The organism is Virgibacillus ihumii (assembly GCF_902726655.1).
Classification (GTDB): domain Bacteria; phylum Bacillota; class Bacilli; order Bacillales; family Amphibacillaceae; genus Lentibacillus; species Lentibacillus ihumii.
Genome location: NZ_CACVAN010000001.1, coordinates 2,016,429 through 2,038,672, shown reverse-complemented (window position 1 = coordinate 2,038,672; position 22,244 = coordinate 2,016,429). Strand labels below are relative to the sequence as shown.

The 22,244-nt window shown below is 38.7% G+C and carries 20 protein-coding genes; all 20 read left to right on the top strand.

Annotated elements, in window-relative coordinates; genetic code table 11:
* The first annotated feature begins 69 nt into the window (after positions 1-69).
* The 20 genes from HUX68_RS09915 to HUX68_RS09820 all read left to right on the top strand — a co-directional run bounded on the left by HUX68_RS09915 (position 70) and on the right by HUX68_RS09820 (position 22,208).
* The gene (locus HUX68_RS09915) at positions 70-1,074 is read left to right on the top strand and encodes a dihydroxyacetone kinase subunit DhaK (protein ID WP_174614674.1); all 1,005 of its coding nucleotides are present in this window, start codon (positions 70-72) and stop codon (positions 1,072-1,074) included.
* Between the two features lie 13 nt (positions 1,075-1,087).
* Positions 1,088-1,744 (top strand): dihydroxyacetone kinase subunit DhaL, encoded by a 657-nt coding sequence (gene dhaL / locus HUX68_RS09910; protein WP_174614673.1) that lies wholly within the window; start codon positions 1,088-1,090, stop codon positions 1,742-1,744.
* Between the two features lie 183 nt (positions 1,745-1,927).
* Complete coding sequence (gene rpiB, locus HUX68_RS09905; RefSeq protein WP_174614672.1) at positions 1,928-2,383, top strand: ribose 5-phosphate isomerase B; 456 nt, start codon at positions 1,928-1,930, stop codon at positions 2,381-2,383.
* Positions 2,384-2,430: 47 nt separating this feature from the next.
* Positions 2,431-3,378, top strand: a complete 948-nt coding sequence (gene glpX / locus HUX68_RS09900) for a class II fructose-bisphosphatase (RefSeq protein ID WP_174614671.1) — start codon at positions 2,431-2,433, stop codon at positions 3,376-3,378.
* A gap of 369 nt (positions 3,379-3,747) precedes the next feature.
* A complete protein-coding gene (locus tag HUX68_RS09895; protein WP_174614670.1) occupies positions 3,748-5,496 on the top strand; it encodes a PrpR N-terminal domain-containing protein in 1,749 nt (582 codons plus the stop codon).
* Positions 5,497-5,703: 207 nt separating this feature from the next.
* A complete protein-coding gene (locus HUX68_RS09890) occupies positions 5,704-6,687 on the top strand; it encodes a 2-keto-3-deoxygluconate permease (RefSeq protein WP_174614669.1) in 984 nt (327 codons plus the stop codon).
* Between the two features lie 45 nt (positions 6,688-6,732).
* Positions 6,733-8,025 carry a four-carbon acid sugar kinase family protein gene (locus tag HUX68_RS09885; RefSeq protein ID WP_174614668.1) on the top strand — a complete coding sequence of 431 codons (1,293 nt, stop codon included), beginning with the start codon at positions 6,733-6,735 and terminating at the stop codon, positions 8,023-8,025.
* Positions 8,018-9,013 carry a 4-hydroxythreonine-4-phosphate dehydrogenase PdxA gene (gene pdxA, locus HUX68_RS09880; protein WP_174614667.1) on the top strand — a complete coding sequence of 332 codons (996 nt, stop codon included), beginning with the start codon at positions 8,018-8,020 and terminating at the stop codon, positions 9,011-9,013. Before HUX68_RS09885 ends, pdxA begins: the two co-directional genes overlap by 8 nt.
* Positions 9,014-9,305: 292 nt before the next feature.
* Positions 9,306-10,175: an MBL fold metallo-hydrolase gene (locus tag HUX68_RS09875; RefSeq protein WP_174614666.1), complete on the top strand. Its 870-nt coding sequence runs from the start codon at positions 9,306-9,308 to the stop codon at positions 10,173-10,175.
* Positions 10,176-10,265: 90 nt separating this feature from the next.
* Positions 10,266-11,492 carry an ABC transporter substrate-binding protein gene (locus HUX68_RS09870; RefSeq protein WP_174614665.1) on the top strand — a complete coding sequence of 409 codons (1,227 nt, stop codon included), beginning with the start codon at positions 10,266-10,268 and terminating at the stop codon, positions 11,490-11,492.
* 90 nt (positions 11,493-11,582) lie between these two features.
* A complete protein-coding gene (locus HUX68_RS09865) occupies positions 11,583-12,530 on the top strand; it encodes a carbohydrate ABC transporter permease (RefSeq protein WP_246206654.1) in 948 nt (315 codons plus the stop codon).
* Positions 12,530-13,351: a carbohydrate ABC transporter permease gene (locus HUX68_RS09860; RefSeq protein WP_174614664.1), complete on the top strand. Its 822-nt coding sequence runs from the start codon at positions 12,530-12,532 to the stop codon at positions 13,349-13,351. Before HUX68_RS09865 ends, HUX68_RS09860 begins: the two co-directional genes overlap by 1 nt.
* A gap of 43 nt (positions 13,352-13,394) precedes the next feature.
* Positions 13,395-14,168 (top strand): IclR family transcriptional regulator, encoded by a 774-nt coding sequence (locus tag HUX68_RS09855; protein WP_174614663.1) that lies wholly within the window; start codon positions 13,395-13,397, stop codon positions 14,166-14,168.
* Positions 14,169-14,184: 16 nt separating this feature from the next.
* Complete coding sequence (locus HUX68_RS09850) at positions 14,185-15,474, top strand: aspartate aminotransferase family protein (RefSeq protein ID WP_174614662.1); 1,290 nt, start codon at positions 14,185-14,187, stop codon at positions 15,472-15,474.
* A 24-nt stretch (positions 15,475-15,498) separates the two neighbouring features.
* Positions 15,499-16,650, top strand: a complete 1,152-nt coding sequence (locus HUX68_RS09845) for a mandelate racemase/muconate lactonizing enzyme family protein (protein WP_174614661.1) — start codon at positions 15,499-15,501, stop codon at positions 16,648-16,650.
* Positions 16,651-16,678: 28 nt separating this feature from the next.
* Positions 16,679-17,776, top strand: coding sequence for a Gfo/Idh/MocA family protein (locus HUX68_RS09840; RefSeq protein ID WP_174614660.1), 1,098 nt, complete (start codon positions 16,679-16,681; stop codon positions 17,774-17,776).
* A gap of 23 nt (positions 17,777-17,799) precedes the next feature.
* Positions 17,800-18,981: a M20 family metallopeptidase gene (locus HUX68_RS09835; RefSeq protein WP_174614659.1), complete on the top strand. Its 1,182-nt coding sequence runs from the start codon at positions 17,800-17,802 to the stop codon at positions 18,979-18,981.
* A gap of 19 nt (positions 18,982-19,000) precedes the next feature.
* Entirely contained in the window at positions 19,001-19,756 is a 756-nt protein-coding gene (locus HUX68_RS09830) for an SDR family NAD(P)-dependent oxidoreductase (RefSeq protein ID WP_174614658.1), read from the top strand.
* Positions 19,757-19,781: 25 nt separating this feature from the next.
* Entirely contained in the window at positions 19,782-20,645 is an 864-nt protein-coding gene (locus HUX68_RS09825) for a fumarylacetoacetate hydrolase family protein (protein WP_174614657.1), read from the top strand.
* Between the two features lie 99 nt (positions 20,646-20,744).
* Positions 20,745-22,208 carry a sodium:solute symporter family protein gene (locus HUX68_RS09820; RefSeq protein ID WP_174614656.1) on the top strand — a complete coding sequence of 488 codons (1,464 nt, stop codon included), beginning with the start codon at positions 20,745-20,747 and terminating at the stop codon, positions 22,206-22,208.
* Positions 22,209-22,244 lie beyond the last annotated feature (36 nt).

The following is a 22,244-nucleotide window of genomic DNA, read 5'->3' as shown; positions in this document are numbered from 1 at the left end:
CGGTATGAAGCTTCCCTTGGATCAAACAATCTGCAGGCTCAAAAACTTATTATACGAGGAGTGTACTGGATGAAGAAATTACTGAATGATCCGAAAAACGTGGTAGAAGAAATGGTGGAAGGTTATGTAAATGCACATCAGGATTACATAAGGCAATTGCCTGAAAATAACCGATCCTTAGTTACAGTGCGCGAGACTAGAAAGGATAAAGTTGGCATCCTTGTTGGTGGAGGTTCCGGGCATGAACCTGCTTTTATGGGATATGTCGGTGAAGGTATGGCAGATGGTGTTGCGGTTGGGAATATATTTGCTTCACCTTCACCACAGCCAATTTTAGAAGTTACCAAAGCAATTGATAAGGGTGCCGGGGTTGTATATTTGTATGGAAATTACGCAGGGGATGTCATGAACTTCGGAATGGCCGCGGAAATGGCAGATATGGAAGAAGACATCGAAGTAGGAGCGGCATTGGCAACAGACGATGTAGCCTCCGCGCCTGCTGGCGAAAAGAAAAAACGCCGCGGAATAGCGGGGGAATTCTTTGTTTATAAAGCGGCTGGTGCTGCAGCCGATTTCGGATACAATTTGGATGATGTTGTGCGAATTGCTAACAAGGCAAATGAAAATACACGTTCGATGGGGGTTGGGCTCACCCCTTGTTATCTTCCGCAAACAAATGAACCAAGTTTTCTAATCGATGAAGACGAAATGGAAATCGGCCTTGGTCACCATGGGGAGCCTGGAATCGAAAAGGGAAAGCTCGAAACGGCTGATCGTGTGGCAGACAGATTAGTAGGCGATATATTAGATGATATTGACCTCACAAAGGGAGATGAGGTGGCAGTCCTTGTTAATGGATTGGGATCCACCCCTAAAATGGATTTATATATTATTTATCGCAGAGTCAATCAAATTTTAAAGGAACGCGGAATCAAAATTTACCGTTCGTATGTGGGAAATTATATTACTTCTTTGGAAATGGGTGGATGTTCCATTACGTTAATGAAACTGGACGATGAGTTGACGAAGACAGTTGATCACGCCGTTGATTGCCCGATGTTTGTTCAAAAATAAGGAGGTACGTCATATGGAATTCACAGCCGAAGACCTTAAAAGTTATTTTGATGATGTTATTGAGATGATTGAAGAGGAGAAGGATTATCTTTGCGAGCTGGATCGTAAAATTGGCGATGGTGATCATGGTGTTACGATGTCGATTGGATGGCAGGCTGCAAAAGAAATGATTGATGGAGATCTTAAAGATGAGGATGATTGTGGCAAGATCAGTATGATCGTCGGAAAGACTTTTTTAAATGCAGTTGGTTCTTCGGTAGGACCGTTATATGCAACCGGATTAATGAGGGGAGCCAAAACAGTTAAAAAGAAAACGGTTCTGAATGATGGTGATTTGGCTGAATATTGGCTTGCCTTCGTAAAAGGTGTTCAGGAACGGGGGCAGGCAAAAGCAGGAGATAAGACAATGATGGACACCCTTGAGCCGTTTGGGAAAGCATTCCAGGTAAAGTTTGAAGGCACCAATGAATTCATTCCATCTTTTGATCATGCGTTAGATTTTGCCAAGAAAGGGATGGAATCAACAAAAGAACTCGTTTCCCAAAAGGGGCGCTCCAGCAGATTAGGTGACCGGTCAGTTGGTTTTCAGGATCCGGGAGCGACTTCCGCGTACCTCATGTTATTGACTTTTTTAGCGTATGTGAAAAGTAATTCAGCACAAGTCAGTTAACATTCGAGCCAAAATGACGTCAAAACTTAAAAAAGGAATCGGATAACAGGTTGTTTCTGGTTCCTTTTTCTTTAATGACAATTAACGAAAATATATGATTATAAATGAAAAAATATAATTGATTAACAATAAATATTGATATAAAATGAAAATATACGAAAGGGATGAAGAGGAGGAGTTTGAATGAAAATCGGTATCGGCAGTGATCATAATGGATTTGAATTTAAAGAGGAGATCAAAAGGTTTGTGGAAGAAACAACCGATCACGAACTTGTAGACTATGGTTGTCATGTTTGTGATACGGTCGACTATCCGGATGTTGCTTTTGATGTTTCTGAAGCAATCAGCAAAGGGGATCTGGATAGAGGCATATTGATATGTGGTACTGGGATTGGCGTTTCGATTGCGGCTAATAAATATCCAGGTATTCGTGCTGCACTTGCCCACGATACGTACGGTGCGGAAAGAGCGCAATTAAGCAATAACGCGCAAATCATTACAATGGGAGCGCAAATTATAGGTGCGAACGTCGGCAAGAAAGTAGTGGAAGCTTATTTAAACGCTGAATGGGCAGAAGGATCCAAACGTAAAGTTGATAAGATTATAAAAAAAGAAAAGGAATTTGTCGCGGGTGAGTAAATTCTGTTATTCTATGTTTTGCTAAATCAGAGAGGGGATAAGCTTCAATGGAATCATTAGTATTGGATTTTTTAAACGTAACCGAATCCGCTGCGCTTGCAGCAAAACGATGGGTTGGCAGAGGGGATAAACATGCTGCAGATGAGATTGCTACGAAAGTAATGCGTGAACAGCTCAATGGTTTAAACATGAAGGGAAGAATCGTCATCGGAGAAGGTGAAATTGACGATGCCCCAATGCTTCATATTGGGGAAGCGGTTGGTAATGGGGTGGGGCCGGAATTAGATATTGCAGTTGACCCGATAGAGGGAACAACCCCGACGGCTAACGGCCAGAATAATGCCATGACCGTAATTGCAGTTGCACCTAAGGGCAGTTTGCTTCACGCACCTGATATGTATATGGAGAAACTTGCTGTCGGCAGCAAGGCAAAAGGGAAAATCAATATTGATGCCCCCATCAGTGAAAATCTGGAAGCTGTGGCAGAAGCAAAAGGCAAAAAAGTCCATGAATTAAATATTCTCGTTCAAGACAGACCCCGTCATCAAGACTATATCGATACGATTCGGCAATCAGGGGCCAAAGTGCATTTATTTAAAGATGGCGATGTTATTTACACCATATCAACATGTATGAACCGTTTGGATATGGATCTGTTTCTTGGAATCGGTGGAGCTCCTGAAGGTGTGCTGGGAGCTGTTGCCGTGAAATCACTTGGCGGTGAAATGCAGGCAAAATTAAGACCAAGAAATGATGTGGAAATGGAACGGTGTAAAAGTATGGGGTTAGAAATTCCGGAAATGACATTGAAACATAACGATCTGGTGAAATCCGAAAATTGTTTTTTAGTTGCGACCGGGATAACAAATTGTTTCTATTTAAAAGGCATTACATCTGATAACACAACGCACTCGATTCTGATTGGAGGAAAAGGGCAGCAAATGCGGTATGTGGAAACCCAGCATTCTGTGAAGGAAGTTTATGCAACGCGTTGAATCGCGGAGTGTTTGTGACCGAATTTTTTGGATAGATTTTTTCATGGAAATGGGTCATTGGTAAGGATTAATAGTGTCTGATACAGCAGGTTCAGGTAAAAACTATAATATCATCTGCATGCCGGAGAATATGTGAAACGTTATAAACTGTGGTAGTGACCTTCTTTTGGGAGGTCACTTTTTAGGGCTTTTTCATTATCAGATGTTAATATTGTTTTTTGTAAAGCGGACTTTCTTAGTCTAGAAGAAAATTATCTGCAGAAAGGGAAGCTGGGAAATGAATTTATCCAGGCTCCTTAATACATGACATGTTTCTCCCTATATGTAATAATGAAAGTGTTGAAATATGCAACAAGCGAGGGAGAAGGAATGATCAAAACACTATTGATTGCACCTTATCAAGGATTGGCAGAGACGGCTAAGAAAATGGATGTACCGGATGAGATTGAATTGGATGTAACCATAGCCAACCTGGAAGAAGGGGTTCGTGTTGCTAAATTAGCCGAAAAGCAAGGGTATGAATTAATTATCAGCCGTGGGGGTACCGCTTCGATGATTCAGGAGGTGGTATCGTTACCAGTTGTACATATCGATATAACAGGGTACGATATGCTGCGTGTTTTCACCCTTATTCGCGGAATCAAACATGGGGTGGCATTGGTTGGTTACGCAAATATTTCTCAAGGCGCAGCTACAATATGTAACATATTGGAATTTGACGTAAAGATGATTACGATTCAATCCAGAAATGAAGTGAGAGGCAACCTGGAGAAGCTGAAACAGCAAGGATATACTGTCGTGATCGGGGACGTGATTACTGTCCAGGTTGCAGAACAGGTAGGGTTGCGTGGTGTGTTAATCACTTCCGGGAGAGAAGCGGTTACGGATGCTTTGGAAGAAGGAAAAAGAGTATATTATTTCTTCCGTCGCGTTAATAATCAATTTTATTATTTTCAGGAAACGTTCCATTTGATGCCATTTCCAGTAGTCTTACTACGTCGGGATGGTGCAATACTTGAGAAGAATTTGCTGTTCGAACAATATAACGGAAGCGATGAAATTTTAAAATCGAGTACTATTTATACTATTATGAAGCGGGTACTGGAAAGCAAAACAAACCAGTGGGCGGAAATAGAAGGTGAAAATAGTATTTATGAATTACAAGCTTTTTTGGTAAATCAGACAGAGGCAATTGTAGGACTAAGCATTCATAGTTCATTCAATAAAAGGGAGACAAAAACGGTTCGTATCATTGGAAATTCAGTACACGTCCCGATTATTGGAGAAACTGATCAGGCCATGAGCTTACGGGAAAACTTCCAGCAGTACACTCATTCAGATGGTGCCGTTTGCATTATTGGAGAGCCTGGGACAGGGAAATATACTGTTGCAAGGGCAATGCATTTTAAACGATTTGGACAGGAAGCCCCGATTGTTGTCATAGAAGGTAGTTATTTAACAGATGCTACTTCTTCTCAGAAAGAGATACAAACGAAAATATCAGCGGTTCAACGTGGTACGATTTTGATCAAAGATATTGATGCTGTTCAGTATGAAATACAAAATACGATTCAACGTTTGCTATGTAATCTGCCGAAAACCATGAAAGTTATTGTTCTTGCTGAAACCTCACTCGAAAAACTTGTTTATGAACGTTCCTTTCATAAAGGGCTTTATAACGAGATATCCAAAAATGTCTTACATCTTCTGCCACTACGCGAGAGGAAGGAAGATATTGGGGCATTTGCTGAGTATTTTTTAGCGAAGTTTCATGAAGAAGATGGCAATGAAACAATTGGAATAAGGCAGGATGCGATTCAATACTTGATGCAATTCCATTGGCAGGGGAACATTTCTCAATTGGAAAAGGTGATCAGGGAATTAAGTATTATGACTCCGGCGAATTATATTGAACTTTCCCATGTAAAAAAACTGCTTCATAATTATGAGCATATGTCCAGCGTGGAAGATCAAAGGTTATCACTCGATGGGACATTGAAAGAAATAGAACGAAAGATAATTGAACTTGTACTTCAAGAAGAAGATTATAATCAATCGAATGCAGCTAAACGACTGGATATCAATCGTTCTACATTATGGCGAAAATTGAAAGAGTAGATAAGTGAATTATTAGGAGAATCCCAATCAAGGGGTTCTCTTTTGTTTAAAAATGCAACGACAATAACGTTTTAAAATCTTATGTAAAATTTTTTGAAATTAATGTGTTGCATTTTATATCAATCTATCATAATATAATATATGAAATCGCTTTAATTTTTGAAGGTGTTTAAATATTGAACGATATAACATATGAGGGGGATATACATGAGGATAAAAGCATCGATAGAAAAAGTTCCTGGAGGCATGATGGTTGTACCATTATTGCTTGCTGCAGTACTAAACACGTTTGCACCCGATTTATTAAGGATAGGTAACTTTACACAGGCATTATTCGTTGATGGGGCAAGTACGCTTATCGCACTATTTCTATTATGTACAGGAGCACAAATCAATTTAAAAAATGTTGGCGTGAGTCTCGGTAAAGGCGCAACGTTGTTAACGACCAAGTGGCTTGTAGGTGCAGCTATCGGTCTGATTGCATATATGTTTGCAGGAGATAATGGGCTTTGGCTTGGTTTGGCACCTATTGCAATTATAGCCGCAATGACCAATAGTAATGGTGGGTTGTATGTGGCACTTGTTGGTCAATATGGTGACAAAACAGACCGTGCAGCATATTCTTTGCTTGCATTGAATGACGGTCCTTTCTTTACGATGGTAGCGTTGTCTATATTCGGTGCGATGGGATTCGTTAACGGGTTCTTTTCATTCGTATCATTTATTGCCGTACTATTACCAATTATTGTTGGAATGGTGTTAGGTAACTTAGATGAAGAAATGAGAGAATTCTTCGATAAAGGAAGTGCCATGTTAATCCCGTTTTTTGCCTTTGCATTAGGTATGGGGATCGATTTTGGAGCAATCATTGAAGGTGGATTATCAGGTGTAATCCTTGGCGTAGCAACAGTATTCCTGACTGGTACAGCAGGCTATTTCATATTCAAAGCATTTAAGTGGAATCCGATTGCTGGGGCGTCAGAAGGTTCAACGGCAGGGAATGCAGTAGCAACACCTGCAGCAATTGCAGCTGCCAGTGCCAGCTTCGCATCACATGTTGATCTGGCTACGGTGCAGGTTGCGGCATCTACTGTTACAACAGCAATACTACTTCCGCTATATATTGGGTTTCTTGTAAAACGACTTGAGAAAAAAGACATTACAGTTCCAGATGACTATGTAACGGAGTAATTTGAATAAACCAGATCTAAAACTATAAATAAATGAGGAATCAACATGAAACAACTTATAGGAATTATTGCTGATGATTTGACTGGAGCGAATGATAGCGGTGTTCAACTTACTGAGAAAGGGATCAACACTTCCGTTCTTTTCGATATTCCAACGAACCAGGATAACCTTGACAGCGGTCTGGTATTCGATACGAATTCACGTGCGCTTTCAAAGCGGGAAGCGGCTTCTGTGACGATGCAGGCCGGCAGTTTTTTAAAGAAATCAGGCTATCAATCTATTTATAAAAAAATGGATTCAACTTTGCGTGGGCATATCGGAACCGAATTGAAAGCTCTAAATGATGTATTTAGCCCGGAGTTTGTTTTTATTGCTCCGGCTTTTCCATCGCTTGGCAGAACAACGAAAGACGGCATTCACTATGTCAACGGAGTAAAAATAACAGGGACAGAACTGTCAAAAGATCCGAAGCATCCCGTAGTGGAATCGTCCATTCCAAAGCTATTGGAAAAAGAAATCGGGCAACCGGTCGGCTTATTGAAAAATGCGGATATCGAAGAAAATTTTTGGGAAACTATTAATGATTTTAAACAAAATCAAGTAAATTATATTGTTTGTGATGCAGAAACACAGCATGATTTAAAACAAGCAGCACAAAAAATGGCTGCTGCCTCTGAGCGGATTATTTGGGCTGGGTCTGCTGGTCTGGCAGAAGTGCTTCCAGAAGTACTTGGAATCAGTCAAAAGTCGGATAAGCGTTCTTTTCAAACATCCAAGCGGGTTATGACAGTTTGTGGAAGCCTATCACAAGTAACCCAGAATCAAGTCCGTTATGCAATCAGACAACCTAATGTAACAGCTGTAGAACTAGATACGTCACAAATTTTTGCAAGTGATTGGGATACCTATAGACAACATATTATTGCCGATTTACTTGAAGGATTAGAAAATGAGAATGATATTATTTTGTATGTTCCTTCCAATCAGGAAGTAAGAGAAAGCGTTTTGCAAGCCGGGAAAAGATTTAATTTAACAGGCTATCAAATAGGAGAGCGGATTTCCGGATCTATTGGAGAAATCGTGGCAACGATAGCCGAAATCAATAAAGATCTGACTGGTTTGGTATTAACAGGTGGGGATACAGCAAAAGATGCCTCCCGTCATTTAGGCGGGATAGGCTTCCGGTTAATCAAGCAAGTTGAAGCTGGCATCCCGTTAGGTTCGTTAATCGGCGCAGATATGGATTATACAGTTGTAACCAAAGCAGGAGCATTCGGAGATGAAAGTTCGATTCATCGCGCCATGCAGGAATTGAAGGGAGTTCTTAGAAATGGATAAAAAACCAATTGTGGGAATTACAATGGGAGATGCATCGGGAGTAGGTCCAGAGGTTATTGTGAAAAGTTTACAAAGCAGGCATTTATATGAACAGTCCCATCCCATTGTAATTGGCGATGCAAAAATGTTAAAGCGTGCTGCTGACATTTTAGGTGTTGAGGTGATTGTTAAGGAAATTGGTGCCGATTCTGATTTTAATACAGAATATGGTGAAATAGCTTGTTATGACTTGAACTTACTTCCTGAAGGTTTACCATTTGGACAGGTATCCTCTGAAGCAGGACATGCTGCCTATGAATATTTAAGGACTGCTATTGAACTTGCTAACCATAACCGGATTGACGCAATTTGTACTGCTCCTTTAAATAAAGAAGCATTGCATAAAGGCGGCCATATTTATCCCGGGCATACAGAAATTTTAGCTGAGTTAACAGGTACGAAAGACTTTTCCATGATGCTTTCTTCTCCTAAATTAAAGGTGATTCATGCTACGACTCATGTGGGATTGATTGATGCGATCAAAATGATTAATCCGGAACGTGTTTATAAAGTGATTCGTTTGGCACATGAAACACTAAGTAACTCAGGCGTTAAAAAGCCGAAAATAGGTGTTTGCGGAATCAACCCACACGCCGGAGAGAATGGGTTATTTGGTTATGGTGAAGAAGAAGAAAAAATTATCCCGGCTGTTAAGCGTGCAACAGAAGAAGGAATTCAAGTTGAAGGACCGCTTCCAGCTGACACATTATTTTTCCGGGCACAACGCGGAGACTTTGATATCGTAGTTGCGATGTATCACGATCAAGGGCATGGACCAATAAAAGTATTAGGACTCGAGGCTGGTGTCAACATAACGGTCGGTCTTCCAATTATACGAACGAGCGTAGATCACGGAACAGCATTTGACATTGCAGGTGCAGGCAAAGCCGATGAAAGAAGCATGCTGGAAGCACTGCGACAAGCGATTGAATTAGCACCTGAGAAGTAGTGTCGAAGGGCAGTGAACTTTGTCATAATGCAAAAGCCAGCCAGATGGGCTGGCTTTCGTTTGTTTTTTCATGATAAAGGCAGTGTAATTATTTTCTTATGTGTAAACAGAGAAATAAATTATCAGCGGTAACGGTATCCCTAATAATGGAGAAACCGTTGTTAATTGATAGTATAAATCGTTCGTAATTTTTTGATTATTTGGTATTGACGAAACTAAGATAATAATTTATAATTCTTCATATAGAATTAAGTTTTACATACAGAACAAACAGGGAACAAAGGAGGTTAAAATGCAAGAACGAGTATATCGATCTGGAAAATCACTCATTGATCAAACCAGTAAAACACATGTACCTGAAAACGCTGTTGCATTATGGCATTTGGGGCAATCTGGAGTTTTAGTAAAAGCAAATAAAACAATCTGTTATTTTGATCCCTACCTATCAAACTACATTGAAGATAACAACTTAGTTGAACCACCGGGTTTATTAAAAAGAAATTTTGATTCGCCCATGCAGCCAAAAGATATAAATAACGCTAATGTTGTATTTATCACCCACGATCATTTAGACCACCTGGATCCTGAAACATTAAAGGGAATTAAGAAGTTTTCTCCACACGCAAATTTTGTATGCCCAGCACCGTCGATTTATAGGTTAACCGGAATTGGAGTTAAAGAAGATAACATTTATGCAGCGAAAGCTAATAAAAAACTAAAGGTAAATGGATTAGACGTTATACCAATACCCGCAAAACATGAAAAGTTCTGCAAAGATAAAAATGGTAATCATTATTACTTGGGTTATGTGGTTTATATAAATGGTATTGTTTTCTTTCATGCAGGGGATACACTTGCTTACACTGACCTAGTAAAATACTTACAACCTTTATCTGTAGATATTGCTTGCTTACCAATTAATGGACAGGATTGGAGGAGAAACGAGCAAGGAGCGATGGGTAATATGGATTTTCGGGATGCCGTCGAGATTTCACAGGCAGCTGGTATCGATTTATTAATCCCTGTACACTACGATTTATTTGAATCCAATACTGAAAATCCAGCATATTTTATAGACTACTTGTACCGTAACTATCCAGGTCAAAAATGTAAGTTGATGGTTCCGGGAGAACGACTGCTTTATCTGTCTGAAAAGGGATAATACAATTATAGAAATTGACAAAATGTAAGCGTTTTATAAGGTGGAACAGGGTTGAAAGGGTAAGAAAGATTAAAAACAGGGGTGTTGAAAATGAAACGAAAACTGATTTTGTTTGTTTCTCTTCTAATAATTTTAAGCACGATACTAATTGGCTGTAATGGACAATCTCAGTCAGAAGGTAAATCTTCGAACGGAAAAGTAACATTAGATTTATGGCACTATTGGACAGATAATCTTGAATCCACTTTGAAAAAGTATGTTGAAGAATTCAACAAAACCCATTCTAAAATTGACATTGAACTTACCTATGTACCTTATAGCGAATTGACTCAACAACTATTAATTGGGGCGACCGGCGGTGATCTCCCTGACTTAATTATTGGAGGTATAAATGAAGTCCAATTTTATGCAAAATCAGGTATTCTTGAGGATATCTCCGAGAAAGTAAAAAATTCAGGGGAAGCTGAAAGCATGTATGAAAATATTATTGAGATTCACAAAGTGGATGGGAAATTCTATGGCTTGCCCCTTCATACAAATGCAGTGGCGCTGTTTTATAACACTGACTTAATTAAGGAGCCGCCAACTAACTGGGGTGAATTAACGCAGATGGCTCAGGAATTAACAACCGAAAACCGCTATGGATTTGCAGCATCTGCTCATAATTCACAACATGGTACTGCTTCATGGATACCATTCTTGTGGTCAACAGGCAGTGATGTTGGAGATCTGGAAAGTTCAGAAGCCATTAGTGCACTTAAATTATGGGAAAACATGTATGAAAAAAACCTTATGTCCAAAGAAGTGGTTAATGAGGAATTACAGGATATTAATGTTGATTTTTATACAGGAAAAGCTGCAATGATGATTGGTGGTTCCTGGATGATCCCGGTAATAAATGCTGAAGCACCAGATTTAAATTGGTCAGTTGCAAAAATACCAAAAGACAAGGAGTATTCCTCGGTAATTGGAGGAGAAAGTATTGCAATAGGTAAGGGACAAAATGTGGAAGAGTCATGGAAATTTATCGAATTCATGCTCGAACCAGAAAGACAAATGGAATGGCTGAAAGCTACAGGGAATTATCCATCAGGCAGTAAGATTGCCAATAAGCCTTATTTTCAAGAGAACAATGTAAGAAAAACCTTTGCAGAAGTGATAAAAACATCACAAGGATATGGCTGGGGTCAAAATCATAATGAAATAAATACAGCCATTTATACCGCTATACAAGATGCTTTGGTAGGGGGCGCGACGGCAAAAGAAGCGTTAAAAAAGGCTAGCAATACAATTACTCCTATTTTGGAAGAAAACTAAATTTGTAAAGTTGTACTCATTAACCCTATAAGAAACCCCTCTATAGGGTTAAGAGTATACGTAATGAATGATTTATGAGGAGTGCTAATTGTGGCAAAAATATTAGATCGACAAAACTCTATTTCAGGTAATAAAAGTTCTGCAAAACGGTTCCGTAACTTTTTAAAAAAAGGAAAAGATTATACCTTTTTGCTTCCAGCTGGTATATTTTTGCTTGTTTTTTTAGTATATCCGATTTTATATAACATTAATTTAAGCTTTCGTGAAATTAATATCAGCAATCTCATTCAGGGGGAGCAACCATTTGTCGGTTTAAGAAATTATATTACTGTTATAAATGACCAATTATTCAACACAGCATTAATAAACTCACTTATATTCACATTTGCCACCATCATTTTTTCAACAGGAATTGGATTTGCATTTGCACTTTTTTTTAACAAAACATTTCCTGGTAGTCGATGGATGAGATCTATATTATTAATTGCTTGGATGACTCCAATTATTATTGTCGGTACTATATTTCAATGGATGTTAAGTGGAGATAATGGAGTTATTAATGAATTGCTAATGAATACAGGTGTCATCTCTGAACCTATTTATTGGTTGACAAATACAGATACTGCTCTTGCAAGTATTATAGTTGCTAATATTTGGATCAGTATTCCTTTTAGTATGGTTATTCTATTATCAGGTTTACAAGGTCTTCCCGAACCAACATATGAAGCGGCAAAAATTGATGGGGCCAATAAAATGCAACAATTTGTATATATCACATTGCCTTTGATGCGGCCAACCCTTTTGGTATTGCTTATGTTGGGAGTTATCTTTACTTTTAAGGTCTTTGATTTAATTTATATTATGACTGCTGGCGGTCCTGCTAATTCAACACAAGTGATTCCTTTCTTGGCGTACGAGTTATCATTCAGTATGTATCGATTTGGAGAAGGCGCTGCACTTTCAAATATATCATTTTTTATAATTGGAGCTATCGCACTAGTGTATTTGTATTTGATTAGGAAGGAGGACACCATGTAGTGGAAAGGAAAAAATGGATTTTATCATGTATAGGCTTGTTAATTGTTTTAACATTTCTGTTTCCTATTTATTGGATGGTTATTTCATCGTTAAAATCGACATCCGAAATATTTGGTGATCCAACTCTTATACCCAAGGATATTACTTTTGATGCTTATAGTCGTTTGTTTGCTCAAAACGATATTAATGTATTTATTTATTTTAAAAATAGCATGATTATCAGCCTGGGAGCTATGATTGGCACGCTGATTTTAGGAACGCCGGCAGCTTATGCTATTGCAAGGAAAAAAATGAAAGGTATTACGTTATTTTTACTATTTGTGTTGGTAACCCAGATGTTCCCAAGTAATATGTTGGCGTTGCCGCTTTATACAATGTTTGCAAAAATGAACCTTCTAAATACTTATCTGGGGGTAATTATTGCCAACATGACATTATCGCTGCCTTTTGTCATTTTGGTATTACGTACTTATTTCCTAACAATACCGAAAGATTTGGAAGATGCTGCAACTATTGATGGTTGTTCCCGCTGGGGGGCGTTTGTTCGAATCATTTTACCACTCGCAAAGCCAGGAGTTCTCACTTGTGCATCATTTAGCTTTTTGTTGGCCTGGGGTGAATTTTTATATTCATTGACAATGCTCAAACAAAGTGAGATGTGGCCGATAACACTTGGAATGAGACAGTTTGTTGGTCAGTTTGGCACAAATTGGGCTGAACTTATGGCGCTGTCAGCAATTTCTACACTTCCAATTATATTAATATTTATCTTTACCCAACGTTATATTGTAAGCGGTATAACAGCTGGATCAACAAAATAAATAAAATACTACTTATTTACTCTTAATGAAGGATGGATAGTTAATGTCAAAATACAATGTCCCGGCTTTGGAAAAATCAATAGCGATATTAAATTTGATAGCAACGCCTCAAAAAAATTATTCAGTTACTGAGGTACACAGAGAATTGGGTATTTCTAAGACAACAGTGTTTTCAATTTTAAAGGTACTTGAAGAATATGACATCGTTAAAAAGAACGATCATGGTGAATACAAAATTGGTGTGAAGCTTTATGAACTGGGAATGGCCTATATTTCAGAAGTAGACATTGTCAAGGTCGCAAGGTCGCATCTAGAAAAATTAATGGAAATTACCGGCTATACGGTTCATTTGGGAGTTTTGGATGAAGGTGAGTTACTGTATGTAGATAAAGTTGAACCGAATACTTTTATTCGGTTTTCCACGTATCCCGGTTTAAGGTCAGAATTCCATATAACAAGTTTAGGTAAGGTGATTGCAGCTTATTTAGATGAAGACGAACTAAATAATATTATTGCCGCAAAGGGCTTGACTAAGCATACACCGAATACCATAACGGATTTAAAAGAATTTAAACAAGTATTATTAAAGATTCGTGAAAGGGGGTACGCAATTGAAGATGAAGAGGGGGAGATAGGGGTGAAATGTTTAGGTGCTCCAGTATTTAACGGAAGAAAAGTTGTAGCTTCGGTAAGCGTAGTAGGACATTCATCGATGCTTGATGTTTGGAATGTTGACCTGATTAATCGTTTACAGAACACCGCAGGAAATATCTCTAAAGAGTTAGGAGCTCAAAAGATTAATCAAGACAAATTTTAAAATGGAGGTTTTTCTTATGATTAAGCAAACGAATGACCAATTATATCAAGAGGCAAATGTATATTCTCCGGGAGGGGTTCATACATCTATTCGAAATGTTGATCCCCATCTAATTTTCACGCACGCAGAAGGAGCATATATAAAAGATGTTGAAGGAAATAAATACATTGATTACCAGGCCGCCTTTGGCCCATTTGTTTTAGGGCATAATCATCCATATGTTAATGACAAGGTAATAGAATCAATATCCCGTACGGATTTATTCGGTGTAGGGACAACCGATTTGGAGATTGAGCTTAGTAAAAAAATATGTGCTCATGTTCCGTCTTCTGAACAGGTTTTGTTCTGTAATTCCGGTTCAGAGGCCACATATCACGCAATTAGGTTGGCCCGGGCAATTACTGAAAAGACAAAGCTAATCAAATTCCAAGGCTGTTACCATGGCTGGCATGATTATGTGGCACGAAATATGCTCAGTGAATGGGATAAAATTGGGAAACGTGATCCTGGTTCCGCCGGGATGTTAGACGAGGCAATTGATAATACATTGGTTTGTACATTTAATGATTTGGAACATGTGGAAGAAACGCTTATAAAAAATCGAGATCAAGTGGCAGCAATGATAATTGAGCCGATTCCCCACAATATCGGGTGTGTACTACCGGAAGATGGTTTTTTAGCAGGCCTAAAAAGGCTCTGCGATGAATACAATGTACTTCTCATTTTTGATGAAGTTATTACGGGTTTTCGGCATAGTATTGGAGGATTTCAAAAGATTAGCGGAGTAACACCTGACCTGACTACGCTAGGGAAAGCAATGGCAAATGGATACCCGATTGCTGCGGTGGCCGGAAAGAAAGAGTATATGTCCCGTTTTAATACTCAGCCTGGGGGAGATGTATGGTTTGCTGGAACTTATAATGGCCATGCGGTTGGAACAGCCGCATCTCTTGCTACAATTGAAATGATGGAAAATGAACCGGTACATGAGCACATTTTTGAATTGGGTAATCGGATGCGTTCAGGAATTGAAGAGATTCACAAGCGTCTGGGCATTAATGCAGTCGTGGCGGGGGTTGGTTCTGTATGGACAACATATTTTATGGATTCCTTGCCAAAAAAATATGGAGATTTACAGAAAAATGATAGTAAACTCTACGTCGTTTATCGAAAAAAGCTGCTGGAAAAAGGTATATTCAAAATGCCTATGAATCTAAAGCGGAATCATATTAGTTACAGCCATACGAATAAAGAAATTGACCAAACACTTGAAGCTATTGAAGAGGTCTTGCTAGAAATTTTGTAGGTGAAAATTATAGAGGAGGATTCTATGAAAATAACAGATGTGAAAACATATATAGTCGGTAATAATTGGAAAAATTGGGTATTTACACAGGTTGAAACTGATGAGGGAATAACTGGTTTGGGGGAAGCAACACTTAATGGTTTCGCAAAAACAACAGAGGCAGCGGTTCATGAATTAAAACGATTAGTTATTGGAATGGATCCGTTTGACGTTGAGCGTATTTCCTTAAGTCTATTTCGTGACTATTATTCCGATGGCGGGCAAATTCAGGGCGCTGCTCTTTCCGGTATTGAATATGGCTGCTGGGATATTATGGGTAAATCATTAGGTGTTCCAGTATATAAATTATTGGGTGGTAAAGCCCAACCAAGGTTACGAGCCTATGCTAATGGATGGTATCGTTCCGCACGTACACCGGAAAACTTTTATGATAATGCAAAAAAAGTAATAAACAAGGGTTATACTGCTTTGAAGTTTGACCCCTTTGGTTCGGCATGGAGAGTGGTGGATCAAAAAGAATTTGGTTATGCAATTGAAATTATTGCAGCTGTTAGGGAAGCGGTAGGAGAAAATGTTGATATTTTAATAGAAGGACATAATCGATTCAGCGTTCATACTGCATTACAATTTGCGGATGAAATGAAAACGTATAGACCTACATGGTTTGAAGCGCCAGTACCTCCACAAAAGATTTCATCTATGGTTGAAGTTGCGAAGAGAAGTCCGGTTCCTATAGCTTGCGGAGAGGATTACTATTGCCGGGAGCAGTTCTCGGAACTGTTGGCCCATAATGCGGTTCATATTATCCAGTTGGAACCTCAGTATTTAGGAATAAGTGCTGCTAAACAAATTTCAGCAATGACTCATGCTAATAATGGTGTAACAGCACCACATAGTGCACAAGGTCCACTTTGTTCACTGGTATGTGCGCATTTAAACACGGCAATCCCTAATTTTTACCTTCATGAGGTATTTGATGATTTCAATGTTGATTGGACACAGCGGATATTGAACCATCCAGTAAAAATTGAAGATGGATATATTACTGTCAGTGAAAGACCTGGATGGGGTGCCGAATTAAATATGGATGTTGTGGAGCAACATCCATATAATCCTAATAACTTTTTACCTCTTTTCTCAGATGGTTGGGAAAAACGTCAATCAGTTGAACATTAACTTTATAGATGATTAAGGAGATAGGTAGATGCGTAAATTACGAATTGGTATAGCAGGAACTAGTAGAGGAAGTCATTTTTATGAAGATTTCAGTAAGGTAAAAAATGCAGAAGTATTAGCAGTAATGGATCCGGATGAAAAATCTTTAGAGTCATTTTGCCAGAAGTATCCTATTAACCATGCAGTAACAGATTATAATGATTTACTGGATACCGGCATTGATGCAGTAGTAATCGCTTCTCCAATACAATTTCACGCCCAACAAGCAATATTGGCACTACAACGGGATATACATGTGTTGTCTGAAGTTACAGCAGCTTCGTCAATTGATGAATGTCATTCATTACTTAATGCTGCAAAAATGAGTAAAGCTCAATATATGTTGGCTGAAAATTACTGCTATATCCGTGAGAATATTGCCATTCAAAATATGGTAAAGGCTGGAGTATTTGGACAGATTTATTTTGCTGAAGGTGAATATTTGCATAATGTTACGTATCTCCATTATGACGATGAAGGGAAACCGACATGGCGCAGAAAGGAAACGATGAGTAAAAGGGGCTGTACATACGGTACACATAGCCTTGGTCCACCTTTAACCTGGTTCGGTGAGCGAGTTAAATATGTTAATTGTATAGGGCCAGGAGCACATACAATGCCCGAATACGAAAACGATGATACAACAATTATGCTATGCAGAACTGAAAGCGGTTTATTAATTAATATTAGATTGGATATGGTTTCAAACAGACCGCATAACATGGGGTATTATTCGTTACAGGGTACTAAGGGGTGTTATGAAGCTCCAAGAATTCCCGGAGAAGAACATAAAATCTGGCTCAAAGATTACGCTGAATCAAGTGAATCCTGGATGAATTTAAAGGATGTATATGATGAGTTCCTGCCTAGGGAATTAATTAACTTTCCGCAAGAAGCGGAAGGATCTCATCACTGGGGTGCAGATTATTTTATGGTAAAGGATTTTGTTGATTGTATCCGTGAAAACCAACCAGTAAAAATAGATATCTATAAAGCACTTGAGTTTACATTGCCAGGGCTTTTATCCGAAGACTCGATTGTTGCTGGAGGAAAACCTGTAGAAGTACCTGATGTTCGCACATGGTAATCCGTATAATGGGAGGTAAAACTGTGAAGAGCTTGTTTGAGCAGATTGATATGGACCATGTCATTAATAATACCCTGGATTTGGTTAAAATTCAAAATACAGCTGGAAATACAATAGAGGTTGCAGAAGTTTATGAAAGATTATTAAAAGAAGCTGGATTTTCAGTTGAAAAGCATGAGTTTATTGAGAATAACCCAACATTGATTGGTCGATATCAAGGAAATACTGAGTCAAAAGGAAAAACTTTAATATTTAATGGGCATATGGATGTTATCACACTTCAACACGATCCTCCTTATGTTGAGAATGGAAAGATTTATGGTAGAGGAACTTGTGATATGAAGGGGTCCCTCGCTAGTATTTTAGAAGTTGCAAGAGTTCTAAGAAACTCCAACATTTCAGTAGATGGTGAAATCATTGTTGTAGCGAATAGTATGCATGAGAGTCCTGGCGGGCGTGGTGAGGACCTGCTTGCCATGAGTGAAACAATTAATTTAGAAGCGGATGCTGCAATTGTAATGGAAGGTGCAACGTATGAATGTACTATTGCACAGTTGGGGTCTGCTACATTTAATATAACTATTGAAAGGAATGGGGAGCCAAGTCATCAGTTGTATACACCAGATAGCATACCACATCCTATAGCGGTCTTGGCGGATGTGGTTCAGGCTTTGGAACAAGCCAATGAAGAGCTTAAAGAGAAAAGAATTGAAGACATTGGTCATGGTTCTTACTTTATCGGTAATGTTCAAAGTGGAAGTTTCTATAATCAAATGCCGAAGTATTCTTTTATAGAAGGTGTACGGCGTTATGGGCCGAATGATTCTTTTGAAGATGTCCAAAAACAAATGATAGAAATATTAAATAAAGTTGGTGATAAGCACGGAGTGAAAATATATTTGGATATAAAAAAAGTAAGGGATGGTTATCGAATTAAGAAAGAAGATGACACAATTAAAGCGCTTTTAGATTCTGTAAGGAAAGTTAGAGGTATTGACCTACCACTTGTAGGTAAAAAGCTGGTCACGGATGCCGGTATTTTTGTAAATGAAATGGATATACCAACTATTTGCTATGGACCTGATCAAAATAGAGCACATGCCGAAGTTGAATATGTAGAAATAAATGAGCTAAAAAAAACGATAAATGTATACTTGCAATTTATTCATAATTATTTAGGAGTGGAAATCGGTATTCAATCTTAAGTAAAGGCAGGTGAACGTATTGGCTGAAATGCGAGTATTGGTTACAGGGGCCGCCAGTGGAATTGGTAAAGGAATTGCTGAGAAATTTTTAGCGAAGGGTTCCAAGGTAATTTTATTGGATAAAGATGAAGAAACATTAACCAATACCATTGAGGAATTAAAGTCCCTGAATCCAAGTGTTCAATCAGTTCTTTGTGATTTAAGGAATGAAGTTAAGATACAAGCAGCAGCTGATGGGGCTTGGAGTTATTGGGACGGGATAGATGTATTAGTCAATAATGCTGGGGTGGCGGTAAGGGAATCATTTATAGATATTCCTCTGTCTAATTGGGATCACATTTTAGACGTCAATCTTCGGGGCACATTTTTACTGAGTCAAATTTTGGCAAAAAAAATGATAGATTCAAAGATTAGTGGTTCTATCATAAATATGTCATCTAAAAATGGTCTTTCAGGAAGCTCGAAACTTACACATTACAATTCCTCAAAGGCGGGTATTAACCTACTAACCCAGTCTATGGCAGTTGAATTGGCCGCAATGAATATCCGTGTGAATGCAGTCGCACCCGGTTTTATTGAAACTCCGTTGGATCGTAATTTAAAACAAAAGGAAAAGAACCTAAACCTCACAGATAAGACCCCTATGAAAAGGTTGGGCACCATACATGAAGTTGCAAACGGAGTGTATTTTCTTGCTTCAAAAGAGGCTTCTTATATAACCGGCACTACATTAGTTATTGATGGGGGTCATCTAGCAAACGGAAGTGAATTTTAAGATAACGTTTCAAGGAGGTAATTTGATGAAATTATTAACAATACGAACCAGTGGAGGGGATCTTCCGGGGATAAAAACGGAAAGAGGAATTTTGGATATAACAAAGCATTTACCCAATGTGTCTGATATGAATTCGCTGATAGAAAATTTTTCACGTCTAGAGTTGGATGGATTGTTTGATAAAGCAATGAAAAGTGGTGAGAGCGAATTTTCACCGGAAGGTTCACTCAACTTTGGGCCTTGCATAGACAACCCGGGGAAAATTGTATGTGTGGGACTAAACTACCGAAAACATGCAGAGGAGTCTAATGCAGAGATCCCTAAGTTCCCCATCCTGTTTAACAAATATAATAATGCGCTTGCAGGTAACGAAGAGGTGATTAACTTGCCACTTGATTCCCAAAAAGTCGATTATGAGGCGGAGTTAGCCATCGTAATTGGAAAGGAAGCGAAAAATGTATCACAGCAGGATGCACTTGATTATGTTTTTGGTTACTGTGCTGCTAATGATTTGAGCGCAAGGGATCTACAGTTCAGGACAAATCAATGGCTTTTGGGAAAAAGTCTGGATGGATTTTGTCCAGTAGGACCATATTTGGTAACTGCCGATGAAATTGAGAACCCGAATACGTTGGAAATCAGCTGTATAGTTAATGGTGAAGTCCGGCAAAAATCAAACACAAGAGACATGATATTTAAATGCGATGAAATTGTCAGCTACGTATCGCATTATATGACGTTAAAACCTGGGGATGTTATTTTAACTGGTACCCCTGAAGGAGTTGTTTTGGGTTACGACCGTTCGGAGCAGGTTTGGCTACAAGACGGGGATAATGTAACAGTCGAAATCGAGGGAATTGGAAAACTCACTAATACTTTTAAAGGTTAACCCGTTAACTCTCATGAGAAAGGCAAGCTTTATTGGGAATCGCTAATATATGGAATTCCTTAAAGTGTCGAACTCCATTTAAACCAAAGGAGTGGTATTATGGTTGAAAATCAATTTGTGTATCTATCAATATTTTCGGTGTTTTTGGTTTTCATGATTTTAATTGGTATTTGGGTTGCTAAAAAAGTGGAAACTGGAGAAGATTTTTTAATGGGGGGAAGAGGGTTAACCTCATTTCTGCTGATTGGTACCACGGTTGCTACAGCTGTAGGGACAGGATCAAGTATGGGAGCAGTTCAAACTGCTTATGAACAAGGTTGGGCTGGAGCGTTCTTTGGAATTGGATTGGGCATAGGACTGATAGCTCTAGTAGTATTGTTTGCAGACTCACGTAATAAAAACTTTATGACGTTTTCTGAAGAGTTAAGTTATTACTTTGGTGCGAGTAAAGCAATAAAGGGATCCATGTCGATTATATTGTTTCTGGCAGAAGTTGGGTGGTTAGGTACACACATATTGGGTGGAAGTATTTATCTAGGATGGATTACTGGTCTTGATCCAACTACCGCAAAGATAGTAACCGCTATTGGATTCGGGTTATATACAATAATTGGAGGTTATTTGGCTGTTGTATATACGGATGTAATACAGGCTATCATTTTATTTGCTGGCTTCACGTTGCTAGCCGTTTTATCATTTGTCAAAGTTGGTGGGTTTACAGGTATCTCAAATAGTTTGCCAAAAGATATGACCACATTTGCAGGTGTACAGGAAACAGGATTAATACCTGGGATATCACTAATTTTGGTGACCGTAGTAGCTGTTTTAGTTATACCGGCTTATCGACATCGTATTTACTCCGGTAAAAACACCAAAGTAGTTAAAAAGAGTTTTATTATTTCTGGGATAGTTGCTGTTCTATTTGCCATTTGTCCAACAATTATAGGTCTTGCTGCAAAAATAGTGAATCCGGATATTTCAGATACTGCTTTTGCCTTTCCCTATATGATCACAGAGGTATTTCCGCTTTGGGTTGGTGCTTTTCTGTTAGTAGCCGGTTTGGCAGCCACGATGTCTTCAGGTGACTCAGATGCCATAGCTGGAACTACTATTCTGATAAGGGACGTATACCAGGTATTCACAGGTAAACTTCCGGATAAAAATAAGACAATACTATACTCCAGGATTGCACTTATCGTCACGATTGGATTAGCGCTGTTGTTTATTCTGGAGTCGACCAACATTATAGGTTATATAACAAATATGAGTTCTACCATAATGACAGGTTTGCTTGTAGCATCTATATTAGGTAAATACTGGCCGCGAGCCACGTGGCAAGGAGGAATAGCCTGTCTTATAGCGGGTTCCGGGACGTCACTAGTAGTAATTTCAAGTGATAGCCTCTCTGTATTTTGGGGTAATCCAGTAATCCCATCTCTGGTAGTTTCATTGTTGGCTGGTGTTGTTATTAGTTATTTAACTCCAAGAAAAAGTATTTCCAAAGAAGAAGCACTGGCGAAGTTGGAAAATGAAAGATCTGTATTTGAAGAAGACATAGGATAGTCGATAAAACAAGCATTATTTACGAATAATTTTTGT